14 protein-coding genes are annotated in these 15,360 nt (G+C 74.1%); 5 read left to right on the top strand and 9 right to left on the bottom strand.

What is annotated here, in order from left to right; translation table 11 throughout:
- Positions 1–21: 21 nt before the first annotated feature.
- Both K330_RS0107740 and K330_RS19970 read left to right on the top strand, forming a co-directional pair.
- Positions 22–1,335: a nucleotide sugar dehydrogenase gene (locus K330_RS0107740; protein WP_022921266.1), complete on the top strand. Its 1,314-nt coding sequence runs from the start codon at positions 22–24 to the stop codon at positions 1,333–1,335.
- Positions 1,332–3,305 carry a DUF6541 family protein gene (locus K330_RS19970; RefSeq protein WP_022921265.1) on the top strand — a complete coding sequence of 658 codons (1,974 nt, stop codon included), beginning with the start codon at positions 1,332–1,334 and terminating at the stop codon, positions 3,303–3,305. Before K330_RS0107740 ends, K330_RS19970 begins: the two co-directional genes overlap by 4 nt.
- A 3-nt stretch (positions 3,306–3,308) precedes the next feature.
- Here K330_RS19970 and K330_RS0107730 read toward each other — a convergent pair whose 3' ends face one another.
- The 6 genes from K330_RS0107730 to K330_RS22595 form a co-directional block, all read right to left on the bottom strand.
- Positions 3,309–4,088 (bottom strand): glycerophosphodiester phosphodiesterase family protein, encoded by a 780-nt coding sequence (locus K330_RS0107730; protein WP_022921264.1) that lies wholly within the window; start codon positions 4,086–4,088, stop codon positions 3,309–3,311.
- A gap of 95 nt (positions 4,089–4,183) precedes the next feature.
- On the bottom strand, positions 4,184–4,978 hold the full coding sequence (locus K330_RS0107725; protein ID WP_022921263.1) for a spermidine synthase: 795 nt from the start codon (positions 4,976–4,978) through the stop codon (positions 4,184–4,186).
- A 55-nt stretch (positions 4,979–5,033) separates the two neighbouring features.
- Entirely contained in the window at positions 5,034–6,563 is a 1,530-nt protein-coding gene (locus tag K330_RS0107720) for a helix-turn-helix domain-containing protein (protein WP_029202438.1), read from the bottom strand.
- Between the two features lie 65 nt (positions 6,564–6,628).
- Positions 6,629–7,900 (bottom strand): HRDC domain-containing protein, encoded by a 1,272-nt coding sequence (locus tag K330_RS0107715; RefSeq protein WP_022921259.1) that lies wholly within the window; start codon positions 7,898–7,900, stop codon positions 6,629–6,631.
- Positions 7,901–7,947: 47 nt separating this feature from the next.
- The gene (locus K330_RS0107710) at positions 7,948–8,595 is read right to left on the bottom strand and encodes a DUF3000 domain-containing protein (protein WP_084617310.1); all 648 of its coding nucleotides are present in this window, start codon (positions 8,593–8,595) and stop codon (positions 7,948–7,950) included.
- 81 nt (positions 8,596–8,676) lie between these two features.
- Positions 8,677–9,345: a GNAT family N-acetyltransferase gene (locus tag K330_RS22595; RefSeq protein ID WP_022921257.1), complete on the bottom strand. Its 669-nt coding sequence runs from the start codon at positions 9,343–9,345 to the stop codon at positions 8,677–8,679.
- Positions 9,346–9,384: 39 nt separating this feature from the next.
- On the opposite strand from K330_RS22595, the gene hemE reads away from it, so the two are divergent.
- On the top strand, positions 9,385–10,440 hold the full coding sequence (hemE, locus tag K330_RS0107695) for a uroporphyrinogen decarboxylase (protein WP_022921256.1): 1,056 nt from the start codon (positions 9,385–9,387) through the stop codon (positions 10,438–10,440).
- A gap of 111 nt (positions 10,441–10,551) precedes the next feature.
- On the opposite strand, the gene nadE is transcribed toward hemE, so the two are convergent.
- On the bottom strand, positions 10,552–11,397 hold the full coding sequence (gene nadE / locus K330_RS0107690) for an ammonia-dependent NAD(+) synthetase (RefSeq protein ID WP_022921255.1): 846 nt from the start codon (positions 11,395–11,397) through the stop codon (positions 10,552–10,554).
- Positions 11,398–11,429: 32 nt separating this feature from the next.
- The gene (locus tag K330_RS22590; RefSeq protein WP_022921254.1) at positions 11,430–12,473 is read right to left on the bottom strand and encodes a DUF4349 domain-containing protein; all 1,044 of its coding nucleotides are present in this window, start codon (positions 12,471–12,473) and stop codon (positions 11,430–11,432) included.
- A gap of 150 nt (positions 12,474–12,623) precedes the next feature.
- Between K330_RS22590 and hemG the strand changes: the two genes are divergently transcribed.
- Positions 12,624–14,036: a protoporphyrinogen oxidase gene (gene hemG / locus K330_RS0107680; protein WP_022921253.1), complete on the top strand. Its 1,413-nt coding sequence runs from the start codon at positions 12,624–12,626 to the stop codon at positions 14,034–14,036.
- Between the two features lie 87 nt (positions 14,037–14,123).
- Positions 14,124–14,831, top strand: coding sequence for a hydrogen peroxide-dependent heme synthase (hemQ, locus tag K330_RS0107675; protein WP_022921252.1), 708 nt, complete (start codon positions 14,124–14,126; stop codon positions 14,829–14,831).
- A gap of 67 nt (positions 14,832–14,898) precedes the next feature.
- Here hemQ and msrB read toward each other — a convergent pair whose 3' ends face one another.
- A complete protein-coding gene (msrB, locus tag K330_RS0107670) occupies positions 14,899–15,351 on the bottom strand; it encodes a peptide-methionine (R)-S-oxide reductase MsrB (protein WP_022921251.1) in 453 nt (150 codons plus the stop codon).
- Positions 15,352–15,360: the final 9 nt, after the last annotated feature.

Genomic DNA, 15,360 nt, shown 5'->3' with positions numbered 1-15,360 from the left:
TGAAGGACGGAATCACACACCATGAAGATCGCGGTCGTCGCGCTGGGCAAGATCGGTCTGCCGCTGGCGGTGCAGTTCGCCGACGCCGATCCCTCGCACGAGGTGGTGGGGGTGGACGTCAACCCGCGCGTGGTGGAGCTGGTGAACGCCGGGACCGAGCCGTTCCCGGGGGAGGCGCACCTGGCAGACAAGCTCGCGCAGCTGGTGCCGGCCGGGCGGCTGCGGGCCACCACGGACTACGCCGAGGCGATCCCGGGCGCGGACGCGGTCGTGCTCGTCGTGCCGCTGTTCGTCGACGAGGCCACCGGCGCCCCCGACTTCGGCTGGATGGACGAGGCCACCCGCTCCCTGGCGGCGCACCTGACCCCCGGCACCCTGGTCTCCTACGAGACGACGCTGCCGGTGGGCACCACCCGCACCCGGTGGAAGCCGATGCTCGAGCAGATCTCCGGCCTGACCGAGGGCGCCGACTTTCATCTCGTGTTCTCCCCCGAGCGGGTGCTGACCGGGCGGGTCTTCGCCGACCTGCGCCGTTACCCCAAGCTCGTCGGCGGGCTGAGCGAGGAGGGCACCCGGCGGGCGGTGGAGTTCTACGAGGCCGTGCTCTCCTTCGACGACCGCGACGACCTGCCCCGCCCCAACGGGGTGTGGGACATGGGCTCTGCGGAGGCGGCCGAGATGGCCAAGCTGGCCGAGACGACCTACCGCGACGTCAACATCGGCCTGGCCAACCAGTTCGCCCGCTTCGCCGACACCGCCGGGATCGACGTGCACAAGGTCATCGAGGCCTGCAACTCCCAGCCCTACTCCCACATCCACACCCCCGGCATCGCCGTGGGCGGGCACTGCATCCCGGTCTACCCGCGGCTGTACCTGTCCACCGACGCCGACGCCACCGTGGTCCGCACCGCCCGCGAGGCCAACGCCGCCATGCCCGAGTACGCCGTGGCCCGCGCCGAGTCCCTCCTGGGCTCCCTGGACGGGCTGCGCGTGGTCGTGCTGGGCGCCTCCTACCGCGGCAGGGTCAAGGAGACCGCCTTCTCCGGCGTCTTCGCCACCGTCGCGGCCCTGCGCGAGCGCGGTGCCCAGGTCCTGGTCCACGACCCGATGTACACCGACGCCGAGCTGGCCGGCTACGGCTGGGAGCCCTACACCCTCGGCGACCCGGTCGACGTCGCGATCGTGCAGGCCGACCACCCCGAGTACGCCACCCTGGCCGCCACCGACCTGCCCGGCCTGCGCCTGCTGCTCGACGGCCGCCGCGTCACCGACCCCGCCCGCTTCACCGGCGTGCCCCGCCTGACCATCGGCGGGGGTGAGCCCCTCCCCGCATGAGCTGGTCGGAGGTCGCGCCGGGCATCCTCGGGCTCGCGCTGATCTGGGTGCTCCCGGGGTATGCCGTGCTCCGGCTCCTCGGCGCCCGCGGGCTGCTCGCGCTGGGCGCGGGGGCGGGCGTGACGTCCGGGCTGGTCGGCGTGCTCGGCATCGTCTACGACCTGGTGGGGGTCCCCTGGTCCCTGACGACCATGCTCCTGGGGCTGCTGCTGGCGGCGGGGACCGCGGCGGCGGCGGGCCGGCTGCTCGGCACCACCACCGATCCCGCCGGCGTGACCGTGGCGGGGGAGCGGCGCCTGCGCCCGGTCGAGCGTGGGTGGCTGGCCCTGACCTGGCTGCTGGGCGGCGGGGTCCTCGCGGGGGCGATGATGCACGGGATGGGTCGGGCCGACCAGCCCCCGCAGGCCTGGGACGCCGTCTTCCACCTCAACGCGCTGTGGTTCGTGCGGGACACCGGCAACGCCAGCTCGCTCGGGGGCCTGTCGCCGATGTACGCCGAGACCGTCAGCCCGTTCTACCCCGCGGTCTGGCACGCGCTCGTGGCCGTGGCGCCGGGGTTCGACCGGGTCACCGAGGCGGCCAACGCCTCCTCGCTCGTGATCGGCTCGGTGGTCTGGATCGCGGGTCTGGTCGCCCTGGCGCGGGTGGTGTTCCCGGCCCGGGCGCTGCCCGCCGTCCTCGTGCCGGTCCTGGCCGCGACCTACGTCACCTTCCCGGCGATCGCGGTGTCGATGCTCGCGGTCTGGCCGTTCGCGCTGTCGGTGGCCTGCCTGCCCGGCACGCTGGCCCTCGTCATCGCGACCATGCGCGGCGTCCTGTCCTGGCGGATGCACCTCGCCCTCGCCGCCGGCCTCGTGGTCGCCGTCGCCGGGGTCGTGCTGGCCCACCCCTCGGGGCTGTTCTCGCTCATGCTGCTGGGGCTGCCGCTGCTGACCGTGCTGCTCGCCCGGCAGTTGCGGCGGCAGGCCCGGCTGGGCTCGCCCGTGCTGGCCTGGTCCGTCATGGGGGCCTGGGTCGTCGGGGTGGCGGGAGTCCTGCTCTTCCTCGTCACCTTCCCGCCGGTGCGCTCGATCATGGACTACGAGCGCGGCGGGCAGGACTCCTACCTGCCCGGCATCGGCTCGATGCTCCTGGACCACCCGCTGATCTACGTCTACAAGATCACCTCGGTCAACCTCGTCGTCACGCTCCTGGTGCTCCTCGGCGCGGCCCTCACGGTGCGGCGGACCCACGCCCGCTGGCTCGTGGCCTCCCTGCTCGCCGCGGTGGTCCTGACCCTCCTGGCCGCCGGGCCACCCGAGAACCCGTGGCGGGTCCTGGCCGGTTTCTGGTACACCCAGGCGTCCCGCCTCAACCAGCTGGTCGTCGTCCCGGCGCTGGTGCTGGCGGCGGGTGGGGGCGCGTGGCTGGCACGCCTGGCGGCGGCCCGGCTGCGCGTGCCGGTCCCCGCGGCCGCGGCCGGTCTGCTCGTCCTCGTCGCCGTCCTGACCTCGGGCCTGCGCTGGACCAGCCAGACCCAGGTCATGGCCTCGACCTACACCACCTACCCGATCGCGTGGGGGACGATCCTGGAGCCCGAGGAGATCGAGATGATCGACCGGGCCGCCGAGTCGCTGCCGCCCGACGCGGTGGTGCTCGGGGAGCCCGTGGCCGGGTCGCCCTACCTGCTGCACCGGGCCGACGTGCAGGTGGTGCACCCCCAGCTCAGCCCGATCCCCGACTCCCCGGAGCGCACCCTGCTCGAGGAGAGCTTCGAGGAGTGGGAGACGCGCCCCGACGTCTGCGAGGCGGTGCGCGAGCTCGGGATCACCCATGTCTACGCCGACAGCCTCACCTTCCACGACGAGCTCAACGCCAAGTGGGAGGAGACCACCCCGGGGCTGCGCAACCTCGACCCCATGGGCCCCGGCTGGCGCAAGGTCGACGAGGGCGGTTCCGCCTCGCTGTGGGAGTTCAGCGGCTGCGGATGAGTCTCACCCGGGCCACTGGCCGCGGGCGACCAGCACGTCCTTGAGCAGGTCGGCGCGGTCGGTCATGATCCCGTCCACACCGAGGTCGAGCAGGCGCACCATCTCCGGCACGTCGTTGACGGTCCACACGTGCACGAACCGGCCCACCTCGTGCGCCGCCGTCACGGTCGTGGGGTTGACGACCTCGATGCCGTAACGGTGCGGCGGGACCTGGACGCCGTCCACGGACCGCAGGGCCTTGGAGACGACCGAGGAGCGCACCAGCGGCGGCAGGGAGGCCGCGGCGCGGAACGCCGCGGTGCTGCTCTGCCCCGCGGACGTCGCCACCGGCTGGGTCAGCCGCATCACCGCGGCCTGGCGCCGCTGGTCGGAGAAGGAGGTGACGCACACGCGGTCGTGCGCCCGCGTGCGCTCGATGGCGCGCACCAGCGGCAGGATCGCCCCGGGGGACTTGATGTCGATGTTGAGGCGCAGCTCGGGCCAGGACCCGAGCAGGTCCTCCAGCAGCGGGACCGGCTCCACGCCGCCGATCCGGGCGCGGGAGACCTGGCGCCAGGACATCTCGGTGATCGTGCCCACGCGGTCGGTGACGCGGTCGAGGGTCTCGTCGTGGAAGGCGACCACGTGCCCGTCGTTCGTCGCGTGCACGTCGGTCTCGACGTAGCGGTAGCCCAGCGCAACGGCCGCCTCGAAGGCGCGCATCGAGTTCTCCAGCCCGCCGACGTCGAACCCCCGGTGGGCCATCGGGATGGGCCCGGGGTGGTCCAGGTATGACGTGCGCACGGCGCCAGCCTACGGCGGACGGGGCCGGACATCACCCATCAGCACGCCACCGGGCGCAGATCACGCCCCTGGGGGTGAGGTCGCCTCGACGAACGTCACCGCAGCCGCAGCACGCCGCCGTCCGGCGGGGGAGGCGAGGGTTCGCCGATCTCGCCGAACGGCGGCGCGCCTGCGCTGAGGCGGACCACCTGCTCGCTGCTGCGCCAGGTGGAGGGGAAGGGGGCCCGGGCGGCGGCCCGCGTGAGACTGACGTCGTCGAGCGGCCGGCGCGAGGCCACGACGACGACGTTGCCGTAGCGCTTGCCGGCGGCGACCTCCCGCAGGACGAGCTGGCCGACGTGGGCGAAACGTTCCCGCAGGGTCGCGCACAGCCGTGCCACCCACCGCAGGCCGCGCTCGTCGGCGGCGTTGACGAGCACCAGCCCGTCCGGGGCGACGACGCGGTCCAGCTCGCGGACCCACCTCGAGCCGGCGAGCTCCGGGGGAACGCGACCCTGGTCGTAGGCGTCGACGACCACCACGTCGGCCGAGGCGTCCCGCAGCCCGGCGACGCCCTCCTGGCCCGTCACCGGGCGCACCCGGACGCGGTGCCCGCGGGGCAGCGGCAGCTCCCGCCGGACCAGCTCGGTGAGCGCGGTGTCGGGCTCGAGGACGATCTGGGGGGACCTCGGGTGCACCCGGTGCACCCAGCGGGCGAGCGTCATACCCGCCCCGCCGACGTGCGTCACCGCCAGCGGGGCGGGGTCGGGGCGCAGCGCCTCGAGGACGAGCGCGAACTGCTGGACGTACTCGAAGACCAGCAGCAACGGGTCATCCGGGTTCACGTAGGACTGCGGGTGGCCGTCCCGCTCGACCGTGGCGCCGCCGCGCTCGTCCCAGACGATGGTCATCGGGTATGCCGTGCCGTCGCCCGACGCACCGGGGTGCTCGTGCTCGTCGCCGGGCTCAGATGTCGCGGAAGGTCTGGATCCGGGCGCCGAGGGCGTTGAGCCGGGTGGCCAGGTCCTCGTAGCCGCGGTTGATCACGTAGACGTTGCGCAGCACCGACGTGCCCGGGGCGGCGAGCATGGCCAGCAGGATGACGACCCCGGGGCGCAGCGCCGGAGGGCACATGATCTCGCCGGCACGCCAGCGCGTCGGACCCTCGATCATCACCCGGTGCGGGTCCATCAGGTGCACCTTGGCACCGAGGGTCGTGAGCTCGGTGAGGTAGATGGCGCGGTTCTCGTAGACCCAGTCGTGGATGAGCGTCGAGCCCTGAGCGCACGCGGCGATGATCGCGAAGAACGGCAGGTTGTCGATGTTCAGGCCCGGGAAGGGCAGCGGGTGGATCTTGTCCAGCGGCGCCTTGAGCGGACCGGGGATGGTGCGCAGGTCCACGAGCCGGGTGTGGCCGTTGGCCGAGACGTACTCCGGGGACAGCTCGCAGGCGAAGCCCATCGACTCCAGCACGGCCAGCTCGATCTCCATGAACTCGATCGGCACCCGGCGGATCGTGATCTCGCTGCCGGTGACCACGCCGGCGGCGAGCAGGCTCATCGCCTCGATGGGGTCCTCGGAGGGGGAGTACTCGATGTCCTTGTCGATCTCCGGGACACCGGTGACGGTCAGCGTCGTGGTGCCCAGGCCCTCGACCGTCACGCCCAGCTGCTGCAGGAAGACGCACAGGTCCTGGACCATGTAGTTGGACGAGGCGTTGCGGATGACGGTGGTGCCCGGGTGGCGGGCGGCGGCCAGCAGGACGTTCTCGGTGACGGTGTCACCGCGCTCGGTGAGCACGATCGGGCGCGCCGGGCTCTTGGTGCGGTCGACGGAGGCGTGGTAGGAGCCGGTGGTCGCGGTCACGTCGAGGCCGAAGTGGCGCAGCGCGATCATGTGCGGCTCGACCGTGCGGGTGCCGAGGTCGCACCCGCCGGCGTAGGGCAGCTCGAAGCGCTCGTACTCGTGCAGCAGCGGGCCGAGGAACATGATGATCGTGCGGGTGCGGCGCGCGGCCGTCTCGTCCATCGCGTCGAGGTCGATGCGCTCGGGCGGGACGATCTCCAGGTCGGAGGAGTCGGGCAGCCAGCGGATCTTGAAGCCGATCGAGGTCAGCACCTCGGTGATGCGGTTGACCTCCTCGATCCTGGCGAGGTTGCGCAGGGTCGTCCGGCCCTTGTTGAGCAGGGAGGCGCACAGGAGCGCGACCGCGGCGTTCTTGGAGGTGCGCACGTCGATCTCGCCCGAGAGCTTCACGCCGCCCTCGATCCGCAGGTTCTGCGGGACGCCGGAGGAGACCTGCACGATCTCGGAGTCGAGCTTCTCGCCGATGCGGGCGATCATCTCCAGGGACAGGTTCTGCTTGCCCTGCTCGATGCGGGCGACCGCGCTCTGGCTGGTGCCCAGCAGCTCGGCCAGCTCGGCCTGGGTGAGGTCCTTGTGGCGCCGGGCGTCACGGATCAGGCCGCCGATGCGCGACAGGTAGCTCTCAGTCATGCTGCCCCACTCTAGATCACATATATGAGATAACGGTGACGAACGGACGGCGCCGTCCTGGCAGGTCAGGGGTGTGCGTCGACGGCGGCCACCACGACGGGGGTGATGAGCTCGCGCTGCCACGGCCGCGCGCCCAGGTCGGCGAAGGCCTGGTCGACCGCCTCCTCGGTGGCGGGCCGCGGCGGTCGCCACAGCACCCGGCGCACGCTCTCGGGGGTCATCAGGTTCTCGGCCGGGATGTCGAGCCGCTCCGAGAGGGCGGCGATCTCGGTCCGGGCCAGCGCGAGCCGGTCGGCGGCCGCGGGGTCGCGCTCGGGCCAGGCCCTCGCAGGCGGCGGGCCGTCGCCCCGCGGGGTGGGCTCGGGCAGCTCGTCGTCGGGCAGCTCGGCGGCCCGTCTGAGGGCGGCCAACCAGGTGCGCTGGTAGCGCAGCAGGCCCTGCTCCGCGCGGCGCTGGCGTGAACGCGACCGATCGGGCTTGGCGGGGGCCAGGGCCGCGGCCTGCCGCGGCATGCGGGTGGCGAGGTCGACCAGGGTGCTGTCGGGCACCACACGCCCGGGGGAGACGTCCCGCTCGCGGGCGATCTCGTCGCGGGCCAGCCACAGCTCGCGCAGCGCGGCGTTGTTGCGCGGCTTGCGCAGGCGGTGGATGCCGGAGGTGCGACGCCAGGCGTCGCCGTTGGCGTTGTGGTCGCGCGGGGTGAAGTCGACGAGCGCCGCGAACTCCTGGCGTGCCCACTCCAGCTTGCCCTGCTCGGCGAGGTCGCGCTCCATCCGGTCGCGCAGCTCGACGAGGAGCTCGACGTCGAGCGCGGCATACCGCAGCCAGGGTTCCGGCAGCGGCCGGGTGGACCAGTCCACGGCGGAGTGCTCCTTGGCCAGGGTGACGCCGAGGTAGTACTCCAGGGAGGCGGACAGGCCCACCCGCGGCAGACCGGCCAGCCGGGCGCCGAGCTCGGTGTCGAACAGGGCCCGGGGTCGCAGGCCGGCCTCGTCGAGGCACGGGATGTCCTGCGTCGCGGCGTGCAGCACCCACTCGTCCTGGGCGAGCACCTCGTCGAGGGCCGACAGGTCCTCGAAGGGGACGGGGTCGATCAGCCACGTGCCCGACCCCCGGCGGCGCAGCTGCACGAGATAGGCCTTCTGCCCGTAACGGAAGCCGGAGGCCCGCTCGGCGTCCACCGCGATGGGCCCCGTGCCCCGGCTCAGGGCGTCGACGACCTCGGCGAGACCCTGCTCGGTGTCGACGACGTGCGGCACACCCTCGGCAGGCACGTCGACCCGCTCGTAGTCGGAGGTGGGGTCAGGGTCGAGGTCGGGGTCTCCAGGGACGGGCACAGCCAGGTCCGGGTCGTCCGCTGGCTCCCGCGCCGCGTCAGCCCCGCTCACCGGCGCGGGCCGGAGAGCGCGACGACGCCCTCGGGCAAAGGTGGCAGTCCGGCCAGCGTGCACAGCAGGTCTCCCCACGCACCCAGGTGCCCCGCCAGCTCGCGGCCCTCGGCGCCCGGGGTGAGGACCGGTGTCCAGGAGGCCCGGATCTCCAGCTCCACGCTGGGCTCGCGCCCGTCGAGAGCGCCGAAGCTCTCCGAGGAGACGCAGGTCACGGTCCCGGCGGGGGCGGCCCAGTCGAGTCCCCCGGCCTCGACCGCGTCGGTCAGCCACGACCAGCCGGCCTGCCCCGCGAGCGGGTCCTGCCCGACCTCGGGCTCCATCCGCGCCTTGGCGTAGGTGACGACCCGCCACTCGCCCTCCCACGGCTCGGGCGCGTCGGGGTCGTGCAGGAGGACGAAACGCCCGGTCGCCGCCGGGTCGTCGTCCTCGTCGAGGTAGGAGGGGACGACCTCGCCAGAGAGAGCCACGGCGTGCGGCGCCAGCCGGGTGGGCGCGGGCACCTCCTCCAGGACCAGCTCGGGGCGGGCGGCCACGCCGCGCAACCCCTCCAGAGCGCGTCCGAACACGGTCGTCTCGGCGGGCAGCGCCGCGGTGCTCGCGGCACGTGACCGCGAGCGGGATCCCGGGACTCTGCTCACCACACCGTCCAGAGTAGAGCCGCGAGCGGCCCGCCCGCAGCAGCGCCACGCCCACGGGCTCACCCCATCGGGTGGGGCGCACCCTCAGCCAGGCCCCGGCACGGTGCCGGGACCCCGGTCGCCGCGCAGCAGCGACCAGCACTCGTCGTCCCACCAGCCGGACCCGTCGGGCGCCAGGACCGCGGCCCGGTCGACGCCGTCGAGGTGGAAGCCCAGCCGGGCCAGGAGGCGCGACGAGGGGCGCGCCGCGGCGAAGACGCGGGCGGTGACGCGCCGCACACCGCCCTCGGCCAGCGCGAGGTCCACCACCGTGCCCACCGCCGCGGTGGCGAGGCCGCGGCCACCGACCGCGGGGTGGAAGGCGTAGCCGACGCGTGCCTCCACCTCGTCCGTCGCCGCGGGCGCCAGGGCGTGGCACGGCAGGACGGTCAGCCGCACGTCACCCACCACCCGCCCGTCGAGCTCGGCCACGACGGTCACCGCCGTGAGGTCGGCCACCCACCCGTCGAGCAGCTGCGCCATACCCTCGGCGTCCACGGGCGGGTGGCCCAGGAAGCGGGTCACCTCCGGCAGGCCACGGTAGGCCTGCAGGTCCGCGACGTCGGCGGACCGCGCGGGACGCAGCCGGCACCGACCGGCGTCCCGGGGGAGCGCGGCGCGCACGCGGTCCGCGGCTGCACGGGCCGCCAGGGCGGTGGCGTCGGACCGGTCACCGGGGGCGGCCGCAGGGGGCTGGGGGCGTCGGTGGCTCACCGGGGCGAGTGTGCCACCGACCCGTGCGAGGATCGGGGCGTGACCTCTCCTGACGTGCAGACACCCCGCGACAGCGCCCTCCTGCGGGCCGCCCGCCGCGAGGAGGTGCCCTTCACCCCCGTGTGGTTCATGCGCCAGGCCGGGCGGTCGCTGCCGGAGTACCGCGCGATCCGCGAGGACGTCTCGATGCTCGAGTCGTGCCGGACCCCCGACCTGGTCACCGAGATCACCCTGCAGCCGGTGCGGCGCCACGGCGTCGACGCGGCGATCTTCTTCAGCGACATCGTCGTGCCGCTGATGGCGGTCGGCGTGGACCTGGACATCGTCGCGGGCACCGGGCCCGTCGTCGCCCACCCGGTGCGCACGCGGGCCGACCTGGAGCGGCTGCCGGAGCTGACCCCCGAGCACGTCCCGGACATCAGCGAGTCGGTGCGCCGCCTCGTGGCCGACCTCGGGGCGACGCCGCTCATCGGCTTCGCGGGTGCGCCGTTCACGCTCGCGTCATACCTGGTCGAGGGCGGGCCGTCGAAGAACCACGAGCGCACCAAGGCGCTCATGCACGGCGACCCCGGGCTGTGGTCCGACCTGTGCGCACGGCTGGCGCAGATCTCCCTGGCGTTCCTGCGCGTGCAGGCCGACGCCGGCGCCAGCGTCGTGCAGCTGTTCGACTCCTGGGCCGGGCACCTGTCCCGCGCCGACTACCTGCGGCACGTCGAGCCGCACAGCCGCAGCGTGCTGTCGGGGATGGCGCAGTCCCACCCGGAGGTGCCGCGCATCCACTTCGGTGTCGGCACCGGCGAGCTGCTGCCCCAGATGGCGGAGGCCGGCGCCGACGTCATCGGCGTCGACTACCGCGTGAGCCTGGCCGACGCCGTGGAGCGCACCGGCGGCCGGTATGCGGTGCAGGGCAACCTGGACCCCGCGCTGCTCTTCGCGCCCTGGGACGCCCTCGAGCAGCGGGTGCGCGAGATCGTCGAGGAGGGCCGCCAGGCCCCCGGGCACATCTTCAACCTCGGCCACGGGGTGCTGCCGAGCACCGACCCCGACGTCCTCACCCGCGTCGTCGAGCTGGTGCACGAGGTCTCGCGCCGCTGACCCGTGCGTGCGCCACCCAGGTGAGTGGGTGGTGCACGCGGCCGGGGGTATGGGCGTGCACGTACCACTCATCGCCGGTGAGCGCTGCACGCCGCCGGGCCCGGCCGCCCCTCACCGGTCCTGCAGGTAGCCGTCCGGCGTGACGGGCAGGGCCCGCTTGTGGGCGGTGCGGCGGTACCAGCCGAGGATCGTCGCCTCGTCCTCGTCGGAGACGTCCTTGCCCTCGAGGTAGTCGTCGATCGCCTCGTAGGTGACGCCGAGCGCCGCCTCGTCGGCCAGGAGCGGCTTGTCGCTCTCGAGGTCGGCCGTCGGCACCTTGGTCACCAGGTCCTCGGGGCAGTCCAGGTGCCGGCCGATGTCGCGCACCCGCCGCTTGGGCAGGCCGAAGAGCGGGGTGAGGTCCGCTGCGCCGTCGCCGTACTTGGTGTAGAAGCCGACGACGGCCTCCGCCGCCTGGTCGGTGCCGAGCACGAGCATGCTGCGGACGCCGGCGATCGCGAACTGCGCCACCATCCGGTGCCGGGCCTTGACGTTGCCCTTGTGGTAGTCGTCGACGTCGTCGTGCACGTCCAGACCGGCGGCGAGGAGGGCCTCCCACTGCGCGTCGACGCCCGGCTTGATGTCGACGCTCATCACCTCGTCGGGGCGGATGAACTCCAGGGCGCGTCGCGCGTCGTCCTCGTCGCGCTGCTCGCCGTAGGGCAGGCGGACCGCGACGAAGCGCGCGTCCCCGCCCTGCGCACGGACCCGCTCGCAGGCGACCTGTGCCAGCCGGCCGGCGATCGTGGAGTCGACCCCTCCGCTGATGCCCAGCACGTAGCCCTTGACGCTCGAGTCCCGCAGGTAGTCGGCCAGGAAGCCGATCCGGCGCTCGGACTCCGCAGCCGGGTCGAAGGTGAGCGGGTCGACGACCTCGAGGGCGGCACGGATCTCGTTCTGCGTCTGGGTGTCGGTCACGCAGCCGACTCTAACGGCGCCGCGACGGCCCGTCAGTCGGAAGCCGCGGCCCCCGCCGCACCACCCGTCCCGCCGGTGGCATCCGGTGCGACGGGGCGGGAGCGGCGCCGACGGCGCCAGGCCAGGACCGGCAGCGCCAGCAGCGCCGCGACCATGACGAAGGGCAGCACGGCCCCGAGAGCGGTCAGCAGAAGGGTGACCGAGCCCGCGAAGGCGTCCCAGCCCTGGCGCAGACCGGCCAGGAAGCCGTCGTCCGGAACGGTCTCGGCGAGGGTGGCGGCGTCCTCGGCCAGGTGCAGCGTGACGGTCGACATGCTGACGTCCTCGGCCAGCACCTTCATCCGCGCCTTGAGCGCGTCGAGGTCGGCCTCGCGCGCGGAGAGCTCGCGCTCCAGCCCGGCGATGGACTCCACGCTGCCCGCCTCCTCGACCAGCTCGCGCAGCCGCTGGGCGCCGGCCTCCAGGGTCGCCACCCGGGCCTCGACGTCCCGGTACTCCGTCGTCACGTCCTCCGAGCTGCTCCGGCTGGAGGTGACCTCGCCGAGGTCGGCAAGTCCGCTCACCACGGCGTCGAGGTCCTCGGAGGGGACACGGAGCACGACCGTGGCCCACCCCGCCTCCCGGCCCGTGCCCTCGCCCCGGCCGGGTCGGACCTCCTCGGTGGAGACCCACCCGTCCACGGTGACCGCTGCAGCCCGGGCCCGGCTCACCGCGGCCAGCACGTCCTCGACCAGCACCTCCACCGTGACCGTCCGGACCATGAGCGCTCCCTCGCCGGCCGGCGCCGACCCCGGCACGAGGACGTCGGCACCGGGGTCCTGGACCGCGGAGTCGTCGCCCTCGGCAAGATCCGCGGCCCCGGCCTCCTCGGCTCCGTCCGCAGGCATGGCCGCCTGCCCGGCACTGTCCGAGCCGCCGGCGCCCGGCTCGGCGAGGTCTGCCGAGGAGCAGGCACCGAGCACCAGCAGCGCGAGGGCCGTCACGAGGGCCAGCACGGCCGACCGCCGGCGGCGGTGAGGCGGAGCATGGTCCGGGACGGGTGCCGGACGGCTGGAGCGGTGCGCGGTGGTCGACATGGGTTCCTCCTCGAACGTGACCGACGGCCCTGGGACGGACCGCGGGCAGGGCCCGCTCCCGACGTCGGGTCACGGTCGGGTCACGATCCGCCCTGCCCGCAGGCACTGCCCGCCGACCGGACCGTCGTCGCGCGGTGAGACGCTGAGGGCATGACGAGCTACCTCGTGCTGGGCGCCGGGATCAGCGGACTGACGGCGGCGGACGACATCCTGCGCGCTGACCCCTCCGCGGAGGTGACCGTGCTGGAGGGGTCCGACCGGGTGGGTGGCAAGCTGCGCGGGGCGGAGGTTGCCGGTCGTCAGGTGGACGTGGGCGCCGAGGCGGTGCTCTTCCGGCGCCCCGAGGCCGTGGAGCTCATCGGCCGGGCGGGCCTGGCGGACCGGGTGGTCCACCCCACGCAGGCCCGCGCGCAGATCTGGTCCCGTGGCGGGCTGCACCCCGTGCCGGCGCGCACGGTGATGGGGGTGCCAGCGGACCCGGACGCCCTCGCCGGGCTGCTGACCCCCGAGGAGGTCGAGCGGGCCCGGGCCGAGGAGGTCCACGAGACGCGCGAGCCGGACGTGTCGGTCGCCGAGCTCGTCGGCTCCCGGCTCGGGCAGGCCGTCGTCGAGCGCCTCGTCGAGCCGCTCCTCGGCGGGGTCTACGCCGGCCACGCCTCCCTGCTGTCGGCCGCCGCGTCCCTGCCGGGTCTGCTCGACGCGGCCAGGCAGGGCGTGTCGCTGCTGTCCACCGTCGACCAGATGCTCCCGCCCCCTCCGCCCGGGGCCGACACCGGGGCACGCCCACCGGTGTTCGCCACCGTCGAGGGGGGACTGCACCACCTCCCGGCCGCCCTCGCCGAGCAGCTCGTCGCCCGCGGCGCCCGCGTCGTCACCGGAACCCTGGCGCGCGAGCTGCACCGTGAGCCTGACGGGGGCTATGCAGTCGTCACCGGGCCGCGGCCCAGCCCCACGGCATACCGGGCCGACCGTGTCGTCCTGGCCCTGCCGCCAGCCCCCGCGTCGCGTCTGATCGCGCAGGTGAGCCCCGACGCGGCGGGCCTGCTGGCGGACGTCGAGACCGCCTCGATGGCCGTGCTGACCCTGGCCTACCGGGCCGAGGAGCTCGGCGAGCTGGGCGCGTCCGGCTTCCTGGTGCCGCCGGTCGACGGGCGGGTCGTCAAGGCCTCCACGTTCAGCGCGGCCAAGTGGGACTGGGTGGCCGAGGCCGGCCGTGGCGCGGCACCGGACGGGGGCGACCTGACCTTCCTGCGGCTCTCCGCCGGGCGGCACCGCGAGGAGGCCACGCTCCAGGCCCCCGACACCGAGCTGGTCTCCGCCGCGCGCGCCGAGCTCGCCGAGGCGCTCGGTCGCCCGCTGCCGGCGCCGGTGGCGACCCACGTGCAGCGGTGGGGCGGCGCGCTGCCGCAGTACGCCGTCGGCCACCACGCACGCGTCGCCGCCGTGCGGCACGCCCTGGAGCGCGTGCCGGGGCTGGTCGCCTGCGGCGCGGTCTTCGACGGGGTCGGCATCCCGGCCTGCGTGCAGTCGGCGCACCGGGCCGTCGCCGAGCTCACGGGCTGAGGCCCCGCACTCCCGCGCGCACCGCCGGGGCGAGGCACGCGCACCCGCCCTGCGGCAGCCCGGAGGAGCCGGGCCACAATGGGCGGTATGAGCGAGTACACCCACCCGACCCAGGACCAGGTCGAGCAGATCAACACCTCCATCCGCTACGCCGCCTACTCGGTGTTCCGCGCGGTGACGCCGCTGCCGACGGGGCGGGCGGCGCTGGCCGCCGAGGTGCGTGAGCTGCTCGGCCGGCTCGAGGGAGAGGGACTCGTCGTGCGCGGCCTGTATGACCTGTCGGGCCTGCGCGCGGACGCCGACCTGATGATCTGGTGGCACGCGGAGACGGTGGAGACCGTGCAGGGGGCCTACCAGCAGTTCCGTCGCACCGAGCTGGGCCGCCACCTGGAGCCGGTCTGGTCCAACGTGGGGCTGCACCGGCCGGCGGAGTTCAACCGCGGGCACGTCCCGGCGTTCCTCTCGGGCGAGGCGCCGCGTGCCTACGCCTGCGTGTACCCGTTCGTGCGGTCCTACGAGTGGTACGTCCTGGACGCCGCCGAGCGCGGCCGCATGCTGCGCGAGCACGGGGAGGCCGCCCGTGACTACAAGGACGTGCTGGCCAACACGATCTCCTCGTTCGCCCTCGGCGACTACGAGTGGCTGCTGTGCTTCGAGGCCGACGAGCTGCACCGGATCGTCGACCTCATGCGCGAGCTGCGCGCGGTCGACGCCCGGCGCCACGTCCGCGAGGAGATCCCCTTCTTCACCGGCCCCCGCGTCGAGGTCGAGGACCTGGTGACCCGCCTGCCCTGAGACGAGGACAGACGCAGCGAGGCCCGGCGGGACAGCTCCCGCCGGGCCTCGGTCGTCGCCGAGGAACCTACTCCTTGGGCTGCAGCGTCATCGCGATGCTGTTCATGCAGTAGCGCAGGTCGGTCGGCGTCTCGTAGCCCTCGCCCTCGAAGACGTGACCCAGGTGGGAGCCGCAGGCCGCGCAGCGCACCTCGGTGCGGGTGCGCCCCAGCGAGCTGTCCTCGATGTACTGCACGCGGTCCTCGGCGAGCGGGGCGTAGAAGCTCGGCCAGCCGCAGTGGCTCTCGAACTTGGTCTCGGAGCGGAAGAGCTCGGCGCCGCAGGCGCGGCAGGCGTAGACGCCCTCGGTCTTCGTGTCGTTGTACTCACCGGTGAAGGGGCGCTCGGTGCCGGCCTCGCGCAGCACGTGGTACTCGGCGGGGGAGAGCTGCTCGCGCCACTCCTCCTCCGACCTCGCGGTGGGGTATGCCGTGCTGCCGCGGGCGGCGTCGGTCGCGGGGGTGCTGTGGTGGGTGGTCATACCTTGAGT

The organism is Ornithinimicrobium pekingense DSM 21552, assembly GCF_000421185.1.
Taxonomy (GTDB): Bacteria; Actinomycetota; Actinomycetes; order Actinomycetales; family Dermatophilaceae; genus Ornithinicoccus; species Ornithinicoccus pekingensis.
The sequence above is the reverse complement of the archived record's forward strand: the minus strand, read 5'-3'. Positions and strand labels throughout refer to the sequence as shown.